The organism is Phenylobacterium sp. GW823-FHT02A09, assembly GCF_058797775.1.
Genome location: NZ_JBXAJZ010000002.1, coordinates 774,510 through 787,327 on the forward strand (window position 1 = coordinate 774,510; position 12,818 = coordinate 787,327).

Here is a 12,818-nt window from a genome sequence, read left to right on the forward strand (position 1 = left end):
ATTTGCAATCCAATTGTTTTGATCTTGGCTTAGGGTGCCGTTCATGAGCACGACCAAACCCCCCATCAAAAAAGTCGTCCTGGCCTATTCCGGCGGGCTCGACACCTCGATCATCCTGAAGTGGCTGCAGACCGAGTATGGGGCGGAGGTCGTGACCTTCACCGCCGACCTCGGCCAGGGCGAGGAGATCGAACCCGCCCGCGCCAAGGCGCTCGCCGCCGGCGTGAAGCCGGAGAACATCTTCATCGAGGACGTGCGCGAGGAATTCGTCCGCGACTTCGTGTTCCCGATGTTCCGCGCCAACACCGTCTACGAGGGCCAGTACCTGCTCGGCACCTCGATCGCCCGGCCGCTGATCGCCAAGAAGCAGATCGACATCGCCCGCGCGACCGGCGCCGACGCCGTCAGCCACGGCGCCACCGGCAAGGGCAACGACCAGGTCCGCTTCGAGCTCGGCTATTACGCCCTCGAACCCGACATCCACGTGATCGCCCCCTGGCGCGAATGGGACTTCAAGTCCCGCGAGGCGCTGCTGGACTTCGCCGAGAAGCACCAGATCCAGATCACCAAGGACAAGCGCGGCGAGGCCCCGTTCAGCGTCGACGCCAACCTGCTGCACTCCTCGTCCGAGGGTAAGGTGCTGGAAGACCCGGCGGTGGAAGCCCCCGAGTTTGTCCACATGCGCACCATCGCGCCCGAGGACGCGCCCGACGAACCGACCATCTTCACCATGGACTTCGAGCACGGCGACCCCGTCGCCATCGACGGCGTGAAGATGAGCCCGGCCACCCTGCTGACCAAGCTGAACCAGCTGGGCCACGACAACGGCGTCGGCCGCCTCGACCTGGTCGAGAACCGCTTCGTCGGCATGAAGTCGCGCGGCGTCTACGAGACCCCGGGCGGCACCATCCTGCTGGCCGCCCACCGCGGCATCGAGAGCATCACCCTCGATCGCGGCTCGATGCACCTGAAGGACGAGCTGATGCCGAAGTACGCATCGCTCATCTACAACGGCTTCTGGTTCGCCCCCGAGCGCGAGATGCTGCAGGCCGCCATCGACCTGTCCCAGAAGAACGTCACCGGCCAGGTCCGCGTGAAGCTCTACAAGGGCAACGTCACGGTCATCGGCCGCACCAGCCCGTACTCGCTCTATGACCAGGACCTGGTCACCTTCGAGGAAGGCAAGGTGGCGTACGACCACCGCGACGCCGCCGGCTTCATCAAGCTGAACGCCCTGCGCCTGCGCGTGGCCGCCAAGCGCGACCGCCGGGGCTAAGCCTCGACCTTGTTGTAGGGATACTGGTCGCGGATTTCATAGGCGAAGAACTGGCCTTTGGAATCCGCGTCCACGAAACTTCGGTGCACCTCTCCGGGCACGCCGACATAGACGTAGCGGTCGCCGTCGTGGAACGTCACGAACAGCTTGGCGCGATGCTCGTCGTAGAAGATCTCGCGGATCGCTTCGGAGTCGACCTGCATGGCGGGGCCTCCTATTCTCCGTGGACACCCCTAAACGCGCGGAGCGGGCGAAAGTGTTCCCCCGGGCCGCTGAGCCGTGCCAAGCTTGGCCGCACAACGGCCGCGTCCGCCGGCCGATTCAGGGGGAAACATGCAACCGCACAGCTATGTGGCGCTGGTCACCGTCGCCGCGCTTCTGACCTACTTCTGGATGGGGCTCCGCGTGGGCCGCGCCCGCGCCAAGAGCGGGATTTCGCCGCCGGCTATGACCGGCGATCCGATCCTCGAGCGGCACATCCGCGTCCACTACAACACCCTGGAATGGCTGCCGATCTTCCTGGTCGGGCTGTGGCTGTTCGCGATCTACTGGAACGACCTGATCGCCGCCGGCCTGGGCGTCGTCTGGATCGTCGGGCGGATCCTCTATGCGCTCGGCTATGTGGCCGACCCGAAGAAGCGCGAGGCCGGCTTCCTGATCCAGTTCGTGGCCGCAGCCGTGCTGCTGCTGGGCGCGGCGGGCCGGATCGTCTGGATTCTGGCCACCATCGGGGCCTAGCCGAACAGCAGCACCGCCTGCCAGATCGCCAGGCCGGTGACGACGAAGCCCACGACCCAGGTCAGCGCCCTGATCGGCATGACCTTGGTCATCCAGCCGGCGATCGGCGCGGCCACGACGCCGCCGCCGATCAGTCCGAGCACCGACCAGAGGTGATCGCGCAGGCCTTCGGTCTCCCAGTGGCCGGTGACCAGGGCGGCCAGGAAGGCGGCCGACACGGCGGCGGCGACAAACGCCTCCGCTGCGTTGGTGGTGCCGATCGCCTTGCGCGGGTCGGCGCCCGTGCCCAGCAGGGTCGAGGTGACCACCGGGCCCCAGCCGCCGCCGCCGACGGCGTCGAAGAACCCGCCCACCAGGCCGAGCGGCGCGGGCGATTTCCACGAGAACGGCTTGGGCCGCGCGCCCTTCCAGGCGCGGTAGAGGATCACCAGCCCCATCAGGCCGAGCCAGCCGACCACGAACGGCTTGATCTTCTCGCCGTCGACCGAGGTCAGCAGGTAGGTGCCGGCGACCCCGCCGACGACCCCGCCAAGCGACAGCAGGGCCAGCAGCCGCCAGTCGACGTTGCGGTGGGCGATGTGCGAGGCGGCCGAGGCCGCGCCGGTGAACACCTTGGCCGCGTGGACGCTGGCCGAGGCGCTGGCCGGGGGCACGCCGTTGGCCAGCAGCACGGTCGTCGAGACCACGCCGTAGGCCATGCCCAAGGCGCCGTCGACCAGCTGGGCGCCGAAGCCGACCGCCGCGTAAAGCCAAAACTCAGGACCCATCGTCCCTCCCAATCGCGCGCCGCAACTCGCAGAGCTATCCGAGAGGCGCAATGGGGATTACCTCGGGGCGGACTCAGCATTTCTACGTTTCCACCCGGCCGATAGATCCATGCAGCTGCCCGTCGATCCCGCCCGCTACGGCGCCTTCCTAGGCGTGATGGCCGTCATGGCCGTGACGCCCGGCCCGGCCAACCTGTTCGCGATCGCCACCGGCGCCCAGAAGGGCAAGGCCGCCGCCCTGGTCGGGGTGGCCGGCATGAACACCGCCACCCTGGTCTGGTTCGGCGCCGCGGCCCTCGGGCTGGGAGCGCTGATCCTGGCCTTCCCGGATCTTTTCCACCTGCTGGCCTTCGCGGGAGCCGCCTACATCGCCTGGCTGGGCGTCAAATCGCTGCGCGGGGCCTTCCGCCATGACGCCGAACCCGGCCACGGGACCTTCAAGCAAGGCAAGTCGGCCTATCTCGACGGCTTCACGGTCCAGATCGCCAATCCGAAGGCGGTGCTGTTCTTCACCGCCGTGCTGCCGCCGTTCCTCGACCCGGCGCGGCCGCTGCCGGCCCAGTTGGCGGCGTTCGCCTGCGCGACCCTGACCCTCGATATCCTGGCGATGAGCGCCTACGGCCTGGGCGGGGCGGCGCTGGCCGCCAAGATGACCGAGCCGCGCTTCGCCCGCGGCTTCGCGGTGGCCGTCGGCCTGCTGCTGCTGACCGCGGCGGTGTTGATGGCGTTGAAGGCTGGCGGAGCTTAACAAGCGCAACCATAATTAGGCCCAGGTGTTTTTCCCTAGTGCGCCACCTTCCTCCATGTACGAGGAATTTCGGGTCCGAAAGTCATGTCACGTAAATCCGCCGCCATCGTCGCCAGCCTGGCCCTTACGGCCCTGCTCGGCGCGTGTACGACCGCCACGCCCTACCAGCCCAACATCACGGGCCAGAAGGTTCAGGGCGGGTATTCCGAGCAGCAGGTCGAGACCGACCGGTTCCGCGTCACCTTTTCGGGCAACAGCCTGACCTCGCGCGAGACGGTCGAGGGCTACCTGCTCTACCGCGCCGCCGAGCTGACCGTGCAGCAGGGCTTCGACTGGTTCGAGATCGTCGACCGCAACACCGACGCCGACCGCCGCACCTATATCGACCGCGATCCGTTCTACAGCCCCTGGTACGGGCCGAGCTACGGCTACTGGCGCCCCGCCTGGCGCTACTATGGCGGCCCGTACGGCTGGCGGACCTGGGACCCCTACTGGGGCGACCCCTTCTGGTCGAACAGCGTCGACGTCCGCACGGTGACCAAGTTCGAGGCCAGCGCCGAGGTCGTCATGCGCCGCGGCGCCAAGCCGGCCGACAACCCGGGCGCCTTCGACGCTCGGGCGGTCATGAGCAACCTCGGCCCGAGGGTGCTGCGCCCAGCGCCGTAAGGCGCGGGCGTCAGCCGGCCTTGCGCTCGTCCTCGGCCCAGCCGTCCGGCGCGCTCAGCGGGGCCGGGCGGCCGATCGCATAGCCCTGAACCTCGGCGCAGGCTTCGCCGCGCAGGAACTCCAGTTGCTCCAGCGTCTCGACGCCCTCGGCGGTGACCGGGATGTCCAGGCTCCGGCCCAGGCCCAGCACCGCCTTGACGATGGCGGTCGCCCGGTCGTGGCGATGGATGTTCTCGACGAAGCTCTTGTCGATCTTGATCTTGTCGAACGGGAACGACTGCAGCGTCGAGAGCGACGAGAAGCCGGTGCCGAAGTCGTCCATGGCGATGCGCACGCCCAGCGCCTTCAGCCGGCGCAGGTTGTCGAGCGCGCGCTGATAGTCCTTGAACAGCGCCGTCTCGGTGATCTCCAGCTCCAGCCGGCGCGGAGCTAGGCCGGTCTCGACCAGGATCTCGTGCACCACCGCCGGCAGGTTCGCCTGGTGCAGCTGCACCGGCGACAGATTGACGGCGATGCGCAGCGGCTTGTCCCAGGCGGCCGCGTCGGCGCAGGCGCGGCGCAGCACCCACTCGCCGAGCGGCAGGATCAGCCCGCTCTCCTCGGCCACCGGAATGAAGTCGATCGGCGGGATCAGGCCGCGCTGCGGATGGCGCCAGCGGACCAGGGCCTCGTAGCCGCAGACCTCGCCGTCCTCGGCGCGGGCCAGCGGCTGATAGTGCAGCACCAGCTCCTCGGCCGTGATCGCCTGGCGCAGCTCGCGCGCCAGGGCCCGGCGCACGCGGATCGACTCGTCCATCTCGCGCTTGAAGAACCGATAGCTGCCGCGGCCGTCCTCCTTGGCGCGGTAGAGCGCCATGTCGGCGTTGGCCAGCAGCGCCTCGCCGCTCGCGCCGTCGTCGGGATAGAGGCTGACGCCGAGGCTCGCGCCAACCTGCAGCTGCTGGTCGGCATAGGGGGCCGGGGCGCTGAGCACCTCCAGCAGTTCGGCGCAGAGCTCGGCGGCGGCGGCCGGCTGGTCGTCGGCGCCGATCTGCACCACGACGAACTCGTCCCCGCCCAGGCGGGCGGCGAAGGACGGCGCGACCACCACTTTCTGCAGGCGGCGGGCGACCTCGGTGAGGATCGCGTCGCCGGCCAGGTGGCCGTGCAGGTCGTTGGCCTCCTTGAAGTGGTCGAGGTCGATGCAGATCACCGACAGCTTCTCGCCGGTGATCGCGATCCGCTCCAGCGCCTGGGCCAGGCGGGCCTGCATCATGTTGCGGTTGGCCAGGCCGGTCAGGCCGTCGTGTTCGGCCAGATAGCGGATCTTCTCTTCGGCCGAGCGGCGCTCGCGCAGGTCGCGGACCGCCAGCACCATGACGTCGCCCGCCTCGCCGGCGTCGCGGCGCCGCTCGAGCATCCGGCCGAAGGTCTCGACGGGAATGTCCTCGCCGCCGCCCTGCGGGCGCAGAACGCCTTCGCAGCGGGCGTTGTGGGCGACGCACGAGTCGTCGTCGAACTTCAGGATCTCGCCGGTCAGCTGGCGGCCGGCCAGTTCGGCCAGCGGCGCGCCGGCCAGGGCGCAGAACGCGGCGTTGGCGTCCTGGATGCGGTCCCCCTGCACGACCACGATGCCCTCGTAGGCGGCGTCGGCCAGGCGGCGGATGCGGGTCAGGGCCTGGGCGTTGGCGCCGCCCTCGATCAGCACCGCGCCCAGGCCGCCGAGAATGATCAGGCTGACGATCAGCGCCACGGCGAGCGTCATCATCACCGACGACAACAGCTGGGCCGGGACGTCGACGGTCGGGTCCGGCACGACGGTGATCGCGCCCATGCCGGCGAAGTGCAGACTGCAGATCGCCACGGTCAGCAGCAGGCCGGCCAGCAGCTGCTGCGACAGCCGCGAGGCGTCGCGGGCCACGAACATCGCCGCCAGCGCCACCCCGATCCCGACCACGACCGAACCGGCCACGATCGAGAGGTCCCAGGTCAACACGCCCTCGGTCACATAGGCGCCCATGCCGGTGTAGTGCATCGCCCCGACCCCGAGGCCGGCGAGCACGCCGCCCGCGATCTTGCCTGCCCGTCCGGGCGCGAAGGCCGGCGCGGCGAAGGCCGCGGCCATGAACACCCCGGCGATCAGCAGCGAGGCGAGCGTGCCCAGCGGCAGGAAGCCCGAGCGCAGCCCGGTCTCGTAGGACAGCATGGCGATGAAGTGGGTCGCCCAGACCGAACAGCCGGCGACCAGGCCGGTCAGCAGCACCCAGGCTGCACGCACACCGTGTCCCGATGCGGTCCGCATCCTAGAGTATAGGCGAAAGGCGGTGAAGCAACCGCCAAAGCACACGAGTCCAGCAACAACAACCAGGCGCAGGTCATGCTCTGTCGCCAAGCAATTTAACACTTTGAACACTATGCACCACGTCCCAGCGGCTGAAATAGGCGGGCGTTCTAGGCGGGCACGGTAAATAAACGGCTCATTGCGCCAAATATATTCAGGTCCCCGCGCGCCATCCCAGCCCGACGGCGGTCACCGACGGCATGGCCCGCAACCGCTCGACGAGCAGACCTGCGACATCGGGCCCCATGCCGCTCGCCTCCAGGCGGATCGAGGTCTGTTCCGCGCCTTGCTCGGCGGCCAGGGTCAGGATCTGCGCGCCCTGCACCGCGAACGGGGCCAGCACCCGCAGCACGATGTCGGCCTCCGGGCGCGCTTCGATCAGGAAGGTCCGCCGCTCAGTCATGTTTGAGCGCCTTGGCCGGATAGACCTGGGCCAGCAGCAGCCGGCCGGCGTCGTCGAACGCGCGCAGCCGCAAGGCCTCGGGCGCGGGCTCCACGGCCCAGATCAGTTCGCAGGTCGGGGCCGCGCTCGGCCAGGCGAGGTCCAGGGCCTGTTCGACCGCCAGCAGCGACTCCAGGCCGCCGCTCAGCGTCGCCTCCAGACGGGCGGTCTGCTCTAGCAGCGCTTCGTGCGCCAGCGCCGCGGCGAAGCGGCGGGCCGCCAGCCCGGCGCTGGCGGGATCGGGTGAGAGTTCGGCATGGTCCATTGCAGTCAGTCCTTTCGAGGGTGAAGGACCGACGGAGCGCGCAACAAAAAACCCCGCTGCCTGTTCGGGAGCGGGGTTCCTGATCTTGCGATCCGTCGGCTTGTTTTAAAGCGCGTACGTTCGCCCCGTCCCGATGGTGGGGGTAATAATAATCATCATGGTGGTTTTCGACGCGCAGGCGGCCGCGGGCGCCGCAGGGCGCGCGTTCGTCAGGCCGGCAGGGGCGAGAGCCAGGGTCATCGCCGGGAGCTATAGACCACGCCCGATCCCATGCGCAACTCGACCGGTGAAAGACCTGCCCGAAACGCAAAAGGGCCGCCCGAAGGCGACCCCTGCTTAGTCCGATTTTCGATTGGAGCGGGCGAAGAGATTCGAACTCTCGACCCCAACCTTGGCAAGGTTGTGCTCTACCACTGAGCTACGCCCGCACTCCGAAGCGATTTGGTTTCCCGCGCCGCCCGAAAATCGAGAGCGGGCTTATGGCAGAGGGCCCGCACGTTGGCAACACCATCGACCGCTTTTTTTGTCAGCCAAATTTCGGGGCCTTCAAACGGCGCTTGTTGACGTGGTCCTTCGGGGCCTCGGCGACCTCCTCCGGGAACTCGCCGCGGAAGTAATAGCGCTGCCAGGCTTCCTTGGTGGCGTCGGGGTCGGCGCGGAAAATCCGCTTGTTGAATTCGCTGCGGTGCTTCTCCCAGGTGTCGTACTGGCCGCGCAGTTCGGGGTTGCGGTCCATGCCGCGGATCACCGGCTGGAACTCGGCCAGCTCGCGGTCCTTGGTCAGGGTGATGAAGCAGAAGGGCTCGCCCTTCTCGAAGCGCACGCGGCCCGGGCGGGTGAAGATCCAGTTCATCGTGAATGGGAACGGCAGCCACTCGGTCTCGACCAGCCCGGCCAGCGGCTGGATGCCGTCCTTGACGTGGTTGGGCGGGCCCTGGGCGATCATCGACCAGCCCGGCGGCGTGCGGAACAGGTAGCCGGGGTGGAAGGTCATCACGCCGTGGCTGAAGTGGCTTTTCACGAAGTTGTGGAAGTCCGGGTGCGGCCGATCCGGAGCCATCTTGATGTCTTCCTGCATGACCCCGCCGTTCCACTCGGCCGTGAAGGCCATCGGACAGAGGATCTCCCAGCCCGTGGTGTTGGCCATGGTCAGCGGCAGGCAGCGATAGGGGTGGCGCTCGGCGAAGCGGTCCATCCAGGCGCGCTGCGGCCGCCCCGGCACGATTTCCGGCGGCCGCTCGGCGGTGGGATAGCACTCGAGCTCCATGGGCTCCTCCAGCTTGTGTCCTTGCGACTGCTCTAGACCCGAGATCGGCGCGCCGCTAGCGGCCAGCGCAGACCTTGCGCTAAGCAGACGCCATGAAGACCAGGTCCGACCTCATCGCCTTCTTCGACGCGCACGGCGTCGAGCACGACACCACCGACCATGCGGCCGTGTTCCGGGTCGGCGAGGGCGAGGGGATCAAGGACGACATCCCCGGCGCCCATACGAAGAACCTGTTCCTGAAGGACGCCAAGGGCCGGCTGTGGCTGATCTCGGCCCAGGACGACACCCAGATCGACCTCAAGCGGCTGCACACGGTGATCGGCTCGGCGCGGCTGTCGTTCGGCTCGGCCGAGCTGATGGAGGACGTCCTCGGCGTGACGCCGGGCTCGGTCACCGCCTTCGCCCTGATCAACGACGCCGAGCATCGCGCGACCTTCGTGCTCGACCGCCGCCTCGCAGAGGCCGACCGCTTGAATTTCCACCCGATGACCAACACCGCCACCACCGGCGTCTCGCGGGCCGGCTTCGCCAGCTTCCTGCAGGCGCTGGGGATCACGCCCCTGGTCGTCGACTTCGCGGCCATGGCCGTGGTCGAGGCCGCCTAAAGCCCCGTTGAAGCTTCGGCCCTAAGGGACCATTTTAGCGCCCGGACGCGTTACGTCCCGACAACCCCCGTTTGGAAGACCTGTCATGAGCCTGATCGGCGAGACCCAGCCCCAAGCCGCCGCCGGCGACCTGATCAAGGACGGCACCGACGCCAGCTTCGTGGCCGACGTCATCGAGGCCTCGAAGGACATCCCGGTCATCGTCGACTTCTGGGCGACCTGGTGCGGCCCGTGCCGCCAGCTCGGCCCGTCGATCGAGAAGAACGTCCTGGCCGCCAAGGGCAAGGTCAAGCTGGTCAAGATCGACATCGACGCCAACCCGCAGTTCGCCGGCCAGCTGCGCGTGCAGTCGATCCCCGCCGTGTTCGCCTTTGTCGGCGGCCGTCCCGTGGACGGCTTCATGGGCGCCCTGCCCGACAGCCAGGTGAAGCAGTTCGTCGACCGCATCGCCGGCCAGGCCCCGGCCAACGCCGTGGACGAGCTGCTGGCCATGGCCAAGGAGAGCCTGGACGTCGGCGACGTCGGCGGCGCGGCCCAGGCCTACGCCCAGGTGCTGCAGGCCGAACCCGACAACGTGAAGGCCATCGGCGGCCTGGCCCGCTGCTACCTGACCGGCGGCGACGCCGAGCGGGCGGCCGAGATCGCCGCCATGGCCCCCGAGGGCGCCAAGGACGCCGACCTCGACAGCGTGCGCGCCGCCCTGGCCCTGGCCGAAGAAGCTCCCAGCGAGACCAGCGAGTTCGAGCAGCGCCTGGCCAAGGACGCGAACGACCATGAGGCCCGCTACGAGATCGCCAAGGCCCTGGCCGCCCGCGGGGCCTGGGACCAGGCCGCCGATCACCTGCTGACCATCATCGCCGCCGACCGCGCCTGGAACGACGAGGCCGCGCGCAAGCAGCTGCTGACCATCTTCGAGGCCGCCGGTTCCGGCTCCGACATCACCCGCGCCGGCCGCCGCCGGCTTTCATCCATCCTGTTCTCATGAGGAAGGGCCGCATCATGCCGGCCGCCGCTTTTCGCAGAGCTTCAGATCTTCCGCAGGTGATCCCGGTGTTCCCGCTCGACGGGGCGCTGCTGTTGCCGGGCGGCGACCTGCCGCTGCAGATCTTCGAGCCGCGCTACCTGAACATGATCGACGACGTCATGGCCGGGGACCGGATGATCGGCATGGTCCAGACCCGTCCCGGCGGCGACCGCACGCGGCCGAACCTGACCAGCGTCGCCTGCGCCGGCCGGGTCACCAGCTTCTCGGAAACCTCCGACGGGCGCTACCTGATCAGCCTGACCGGCGTCTGCCGCTTCCTGGTTCGCGAGGAGCTGTCGGTGGCCACGCCCTATCGCCAGGTGCGGGCCGAGTTCGAGCCGTACGCGGAGGACCTCAGCGTCGAGGCGGCGCCGATCCCGGACTTTGACCGCCGCCGCTTCGCCGGGGCGTTGAAGCGTTACCTGAACCGCCGCGAGCTCGACATCGACTGGGAGACCGCCGAGACCGCGCCGCTGGAAAGCCTAGTGACCTCGCTGGCCATGGGCCTGCCCTTCGAGCCGGCCGAGAAGCAGGCGCTGCTCGAAGCCCCCACCGTCGCCGACCGCTGCGAAGCGCTCACCGCCCTGCTCGAGATCGACAGTCTCGAAGCGGACGATGACGGCCCGCAGTCGATCCAGTAGAAGCGCGCCATGTCCGACGCCCTCGCCCCGCTCGCCCTGACCGCCGACGTCGATCCGCGGCTGCTGGAAATCCTCGTCTGCCCCGTCACCCACGGGCCGCTTGTCTACGACCGCGACGCCGGCGAGCTGATCAGCAACGGCGCCAAGCTCGCCTATCCGATCCGCGACGGCGTGCCGATCATGCTGCCGGAAGAAGCGCGAGCGATCGACTGACGCCTCGCCCCTCGGATGCTCGCCCTCTGGGGGAGCTCCCGGCCGAATGGCCGGGTGAGGGGGACTTTGACTGACGCCGCTAGCCCCCCTCCGTCTCGCCGCCTTGCGGCGATCCACCTCCCCCAACGGGGGAGAATTTGAAAGCTAAAGCGCCTCGCCGCGCAGCAGCCGCGGCAGGTCGCCGGTCGCGCCGCCGGCGTCTTCCATGAAGAACCGCCGCGCCGGACCGATGCGGTTGACCGCCGACATGCCGACCCCGCGGGCCAGCCGCAGCACCGGGTTGTCGTTCGAGAACAGCCGCGTGAACACGTCGGTCGCCGCCGCCAGCATCACGGTGTCGAAGCTGCGCCAGCGGGCGTAGCGCTCCAGCACCAGCTCCGAGCCGATGTCCTCGCCCAGCCGCGCGGCCTCGACCAGCACCTGGGCCAGCGCCGCGGCGCCCTTGAGGCCAAGGTTCAGCCCCTGGCCGGCGATCGGGTGGATGCCGTGCGCCGCATCGCCCAGCAGCACCGCCCGCGGCGCGGTCATCCGCTCGGCCAGCTGCAGCGACAGCGGATAGGTGAAGACGGGTCCGTCCAGCGTCGCCGCCCCGAGGAATTCGCCGAACCGGCGCTGCAAGTGCGCGTGGAACGCCTGCGGCGAGGCGGCCTTGAGCGCCGCGCCCTTGGACCGGCTTTCGGTCCACACCAGGCTGGCGCGGTCGTCGGTCAGCGGCAGGATCGCGAACGGTCCGCCAGGCAGGAAGTACTCGTGCGCCACGCCTTCGTGGCCGCGGGCCAGCCGCACGGTGGCGACGACGCCGGTCTGCGGATAGTCCCAGCCGGTCACCCCGACGCCGGCCGCCTTGCGCACCACCGAGCCGCGGCCCTCGGCCCCGACCACCAGCGGCGCACGCAAGGTCCGGCCGTCCTCCAGGGTCACGCTGGCCCCCGCGGTTCCGAGCTCGACGCCCGCGACCCGCGCCGGGGCCTCGACCCGGATGCCAGCCCGGCCGACCCCGGCCGCCAGCGCCGCGCGGGTGCGGCGGTTCTCCATCATGTAGCCGAGCGGCTCGCCTTCCGAACGGTCGGCGATCTCGGCGGAATCGAAGCGCAGATAGAACGGCGTCGGCGCCCGCGCCGCCGCCCCCGGCGAAAATCCGTCGGTGACCAGGATCTGCTCGATGCGCTGGGCGTAGGGCTCGATCTCGGCCGCCAGGCCGAGGGTCCGCCACTGCCGGAACGAGGCGTAGGCGATCGCCGAAGCGCGGCCGTCGAAGGTCGGCGCCAGCTGGTCGTCGAACACCACCGGATCGATCAGCAGCGGCTCCAGTCCCGCGCTCTTCAGCGCCAGCGCCAAGGTCGCCCCCGCCATCCCGGCGCCGGCGATGATCACGTCCGCATCGAAGGTCTCAGCCATGGGCGGATATGCCGACGAACGACGGCAAAGGTCCAGCCGGAACCTTAAGCCCCGCCCAGGAAGCGCGGCGCCAGAAATATGGCCAGGGCCACCACCAGCCACACAGCCAGGCCGCCGGCGATCGCCCACCGATAGTCGAGCTTGTCGACCAGCAGCCAGCAGCCGCCGAGGAACGCGAGATAGGCCGGGATGGTCTTGGCGCCGGCCAGGCACGCCTGGCGAAAGCCGGCTGCGTCGCCCTTCGACCCGACCGCCAGCAGCGCGATGATCGCGAAGGTCGGGGCCAGCGGCAGGATGCCGGGCAGCACGTTGCCGCGCTTCGAGGCCAGCACGATCAGGGCGGTGACGATCCCGCCGATCAGCCCCTTCCACAACACGTCCATGCTCGGATCCTCTCGCGCCGACTATCCCGCCCCGCCGATAGCCCCTATCTCTGGGATTGGCGACG

The 12,818-nt window shown here is 69.2% G+C and carries 16 protein-coding genes and 1 tRNA gene; 8 read left to right on the forward strand and 9 right to left on the reverse strand.

Going from position 1 to position 12,818, the window contains the following annotated elements:
* Window positions 1-43: 43 nt before the first annotated feature.
* Complete coding sequence (locus tag AC1Q87_RS11015; protein WP_492608984.1) at window positions 44-1,276, forward strand: argininosuccinate synthase; 1,233 nt, start codon at window positions 44-46, stop codon at window positions 1,274-1,276.
* Here AC1Q87_RS11015 and AC1Q87_RS11020 read toward each other — a convergent pair.
* Window positions 1,273-1,479, reverse strand: coding sequence for a KTSC domain-containing protein (locus tag AC1Q87_RS11020; RefSeq protein WP_492608985.1), 207 nt, complete (start codon window positions 1,477-1,479; stop codon window positions 1,273-1,275). The genes AC1Q87_RS11015 and AC1Q87_RS11020 overlap by 4 nt on opposite strands.
* A gap of 130 nt (window positions 1,480-1,609) precedes the next feature.
* On the opposite strand from AC1Q87_RS11020, the gene AC1Q87_RS11025 reads away from it, so the two are divergent.
* Window positions 1,610-2,014, forward strand: a complete 405-nt coding sequence (locus tag AC1Q87_RS11025; RefSeq protein ID WP_492608986.1) for an MAPEG family protein — start codon at window positions 1,610-1,612, stop codon at window positions 2,012-2,014.
* Here the strand turns inward: AC1Q87_RS11025 and AC1Q87_RS11030 are convergent.
* Window positions 2,011-2,781, reverse strand: coding sequence for a sulfite exporter TauE/SafE family protein (locus AC1Q87_RS11030; RefSeq protein ID WP_492608987.1), 771 nt, complete (start codon window positions 2,779-2,781; stop codon window positions 2,011-2,013). The two genes, AC1Q87_RS11025 and AC1Q87_RS11030, sit on opposite strands and share 4 nt — an antisense overlap.
* A gap of 109 nt (window positions 2,782-2,890) precedes the next feature.
* On the opposite strand from AC1Q87_RS11030, the gene AC1Q87_RS11035 reads away from it, so the two are divergent.
* Complete coding sequence (locus tag AC1Q87_RS11035) at window positions 2,891-3,529, forward strand: LysE family translocator (RefSeq protein ID WP_492608988.1); 639 nt, start codon at window positions 2,891-2,893, stop codon at window positions 3,527-3,529.
* An 84-nt stretch (window positions 3,530-3,613) separates the two neighbouring features.
* Window positions 3,614-4,195 (forward strand): CC0125/CC1285 family lipoprotein, encoded by a 582-nt coding sequence (locus AC1Q87_RS11040; RefSeq protein ID WP_492608989.1) that lies wholly within the window; start codon window positions 3,614-3,616, stop codon window positions 4,193-4,195.
* Window positions 4,196-4,205: 10 nt separating this feature from the next.
* On the opposite strand, the gene AC1Q87_RS11045 is transcribed toward AC1Q87_RS11040, so the two are convergent.
* The 5 genes from AC1Q87_RS11045 to AC1Q87_RS11065 all read right to left on the reverse strand — a co-directional run bounded on the left by AC1Q87_RS11045 (window position 4,206) and on the right by AC1Q87_RS11065 (window position 8,489).
* Window positions 4,206-6,587: a bifunctional diguanylate cyclase/phosphodiesterase gene (locus tag AC1Q87_RS11045; RefSeq protein WP_492608990.1), complete on the reverse strand. Its 2,382-nt coding sequence runs from the start codon at window positions 6,585-6,587 to the stop codon at window positions 4,206-4,208.
* An 82-nt stretch (window positions 6,588-6,669) separates the two neighbouring features.
* Window positions 6,670-6,918 carry an ACT-like domain-containing protein gene (locus tag AC1Q87_RS11050; RefSeq protein ID WP_492608991.1) on the reverse strand — a complete coding sequence of 83 codons (249 nt, stop codon included), beginning with the start codon at window positions 6,916-6,918 and terminating at the stop codon, window positions 6,670-6,672.
* Window positions 6,911-7,222, reverse strand: a complete 312-nt coding sequence (locus AC1Q87_RS11055) for a hypothetical protein (protein WP_492608992.1) — start codon at window positions 7,220-7,222, stop codon at window positions 6,911-6,913. The genes AC1Q87_RS11050 and AC1Q87_RS11055 overlap by 8 nt, the downstream gene beginning before the upstream one ends.
* 353 nt (window positions 7,223-7,575) lie before the next feature.
* A tRNA-Gly gene (locus tag AC1Q87_RS11060) sits at window positions 7,576-7,650 on the reverse strand.
* A 98-nt stretch (window positions 7,651-7,748) separates the two neighbouring features.
* A complete protein-coding gene (locus AC1Q87_RS11065) occupies window positions 7,749-8,489 on the reverse strand; it encodes a DUF6065 family protein (RefSeq protein WP_436059470.1) in 741 nt (246 codons plus the stop codon).
* Between the two features lie 92 nt (window positions 8,490-8,581).
* Here AC1Q87_RS11065 and AC1Q87_RS11070 point away from each other — a divergent pair, with 92 nt between their 5' ends.
* The 4 genes from AC1Q87_RS11070 (at window position 8,582) to AC1Q87_RS11085 (ending at window position 10,972) form a co-directional block, all read left to right on the forward strand.
* The gene (locus AC1Q87_RS11070; RefSeq protein WP_492608993.1) at window positions 8,582-9,094 is read left to right on the forward strand and encodes a prolyl-tRNA synthetase associated domain-containing protein; all 513 of its coding nucleotides are present in this window, start codon (window positions 8,582-8,584) and stop codon (window positions 9,092-9,094) included.
* Between the two features lie 85 nt (window positions 9,095-9,179).
* Window positions 9,180-10,079, forward strand: a complete 900-nt coding sequence (locus tag AC1Q87_RS11075; protein WP_492608994.1) for a tetratricopeptide repeat protein — start codon at window positions 9,180-9,182, stop codon at window positions 10,077-10,079.
* Between the two features lie 14 nt (window positions 10,080-10,093).
* Window positions 10,094-10,759 carry an LON peptidase substrate-binding domain-containing protein gene (locus tag AC1Q87_RS11080; RefSeq protein WP_492608995.1) on the forward strand — a complete coding sequence of 222 codons (666 nt, stop codon included), beginning with the start codon at window positions 10,094-10,096 and terminating at the stop codon, window positions 10,757-10,759.
* 9 nt (window positions 10,760-10,768) lie between these two features.
* A complete protein-coding gene (locus AC1Q87_RS11085) occupies window positions 10,769-10,972 on the forward strand; it encodes a Trm112 family protein (RefSeq protein ID WP_492608996.1) in 204 nt (67 codons plus the stop codon).
* Between the two features lie 144 nt (window positions 10,973-11,116).
* Here the strand turns inward: AC1Q87_RS11085 and AC1Q87_RS11090 are convergent, their stop codons facing one another.
* Together AC1Q87_RS11090 and AC1Q87_RS11095 are read right to left on the reverse strand one after the other, a co-directional pair.
* A complete protein-coding gene (locus tag AC1Q87_RS11090; RefSeq protein WP_492608997.1) occupies window positions 11,117-12,370 on the reverse strand; it encodes a UbiH/UbiF/VisC/COQ6 family ubiquinone biosynthesis hydroxylase in 1,254 nt (417 codons plus the stop codon).
* Window positions 12,371-12,414: 44 nt separating this feature from the next.
* Complete coding sequence (locus tag AC1Q87_RS11095) at window positions 12,415-12,753, reverse strand: GlpM family protein (protein WP_492608998.1); 339 nt, start codon at window positions 12,751-12,753, stop codon at window positions 12,415-12,417.
* Between the last annotated feature and the right edge of the window lie 65 nt (window positions 12,754-12,818).

Excerpts from the sequence above, each read along its gene's own strand:
- AC1Q87_RS11070 (WP_492608993.1), top strand. The coding sequence starts at position 8,582 with ATGAAGACCAGGTCCGACCTCATCGCCTTCTTCGACGCGCACGGCGTC.
- AC1Q87_RS11030 (WP_492608987.1), bottom strand. The coding sequence starts at position 2,781 with ATGGGTCCTGAGTTTTGGCTTTACGCGGCGGTCGGCTTCGGCGCCCAG.
- AC1Q87_RS11025 (WP_492608986.1), top strand. The coding sequence starts at position 1,610 with ATGCAACCGCACAGCTATGTGGCGCTGGTCACCGTCGCCGCGCTTCTG.
- AC1Q87_RS11035 (WP_492608988.1), top strand. The coding sequence starts at position 2,891 with ATGCAGCTGCCCGTCGATCCCGCCCGCTACGGCGCCTTCCTAGGCGTG.
- AC1Q87_RS11020 (WP_492608985.1), bottom strand. The coding sequence starts at position 1,479 with ATGCAGGTCGACTCCGAAGCGATCCGCGAGATCTTCTACGACGAGCAT.
- AC1Q87_RS11050 (WP_492608991.1), bottom strand. The coding sequence starts at position 6,918 with ATGACTGAGCGGCGGACCTTCCTGATCGAAGCGCGCCCGGAGGCCGAC.
- AC1Q87_RS11055 (WP_492608992.1), bottom strand. The coding sequence starts at position 7,222 with ATGGACCATGCCGAACTCTCACCCGATCCCGCCAGCGCCGGGCTGGCG.
- AC1Q87_RS11080 (WP_492608995.1), top strand. The coding sequence starts at position 10,094 with ATGCCGGCCGCCGCTTTTCGCAGAGCTTCAGATCTTCCGCAGGTGATC.
- AC1Q87_RS11015 (WP_492608984.1), top strand. The coding sequence starts at position 44 with ATGAGCACGACCAAACCCCCCATCAAAAAAGTCGTCCTGGCCTATTCC.
- AC1Q87_RS11040 (WP_492608989.1), top strand. The coding sequence starts at position 3,614 with ATGTCACGTAAATCCGCCGCCATCGTCGCCAGCCTGGCCCTTACGGCC.
- AC1Q87_RS11090 (WP_492608997.1), bottom strand. The coding sequence starts at position 12,370 with ATGGCTGAGACCTTCGATGCGGACGTGATCATCGCCGGCGCCGGGATG.
- AC1Q87_RS11065 (WP_436059470.1), bottom strand. The coding sequence starts at position 8,489 with ATGGAGCTCGAGTGCTATCCCACCGCCGAGCGGCCGCCGGAAATCGTG.
- AC1Q87_RS11095 (WP_492608998.1), bottom strand. The coding sequence starts at position 12,753 with ATGGACGTGTTGTGGAAGGGGCTGATCGGCGGGATCGTCACCGCCCTG.
- AC1Q87_RS11085 (WP_492608996.1), top strand. The coding sequence starts at position 10,769 with ATGTCCGACGCCCTCGCCCCGCTCGCCCTGACCGCCGACGTCGATCCG.
- AC1Q87_RS11075 (WP_492608994.1), top strand. The coding sequence starts at position 9,180 with ATGAGCCTGATCGGCGAGACCCAGCCCCAAGCCGCCGCCGGCGACCTG.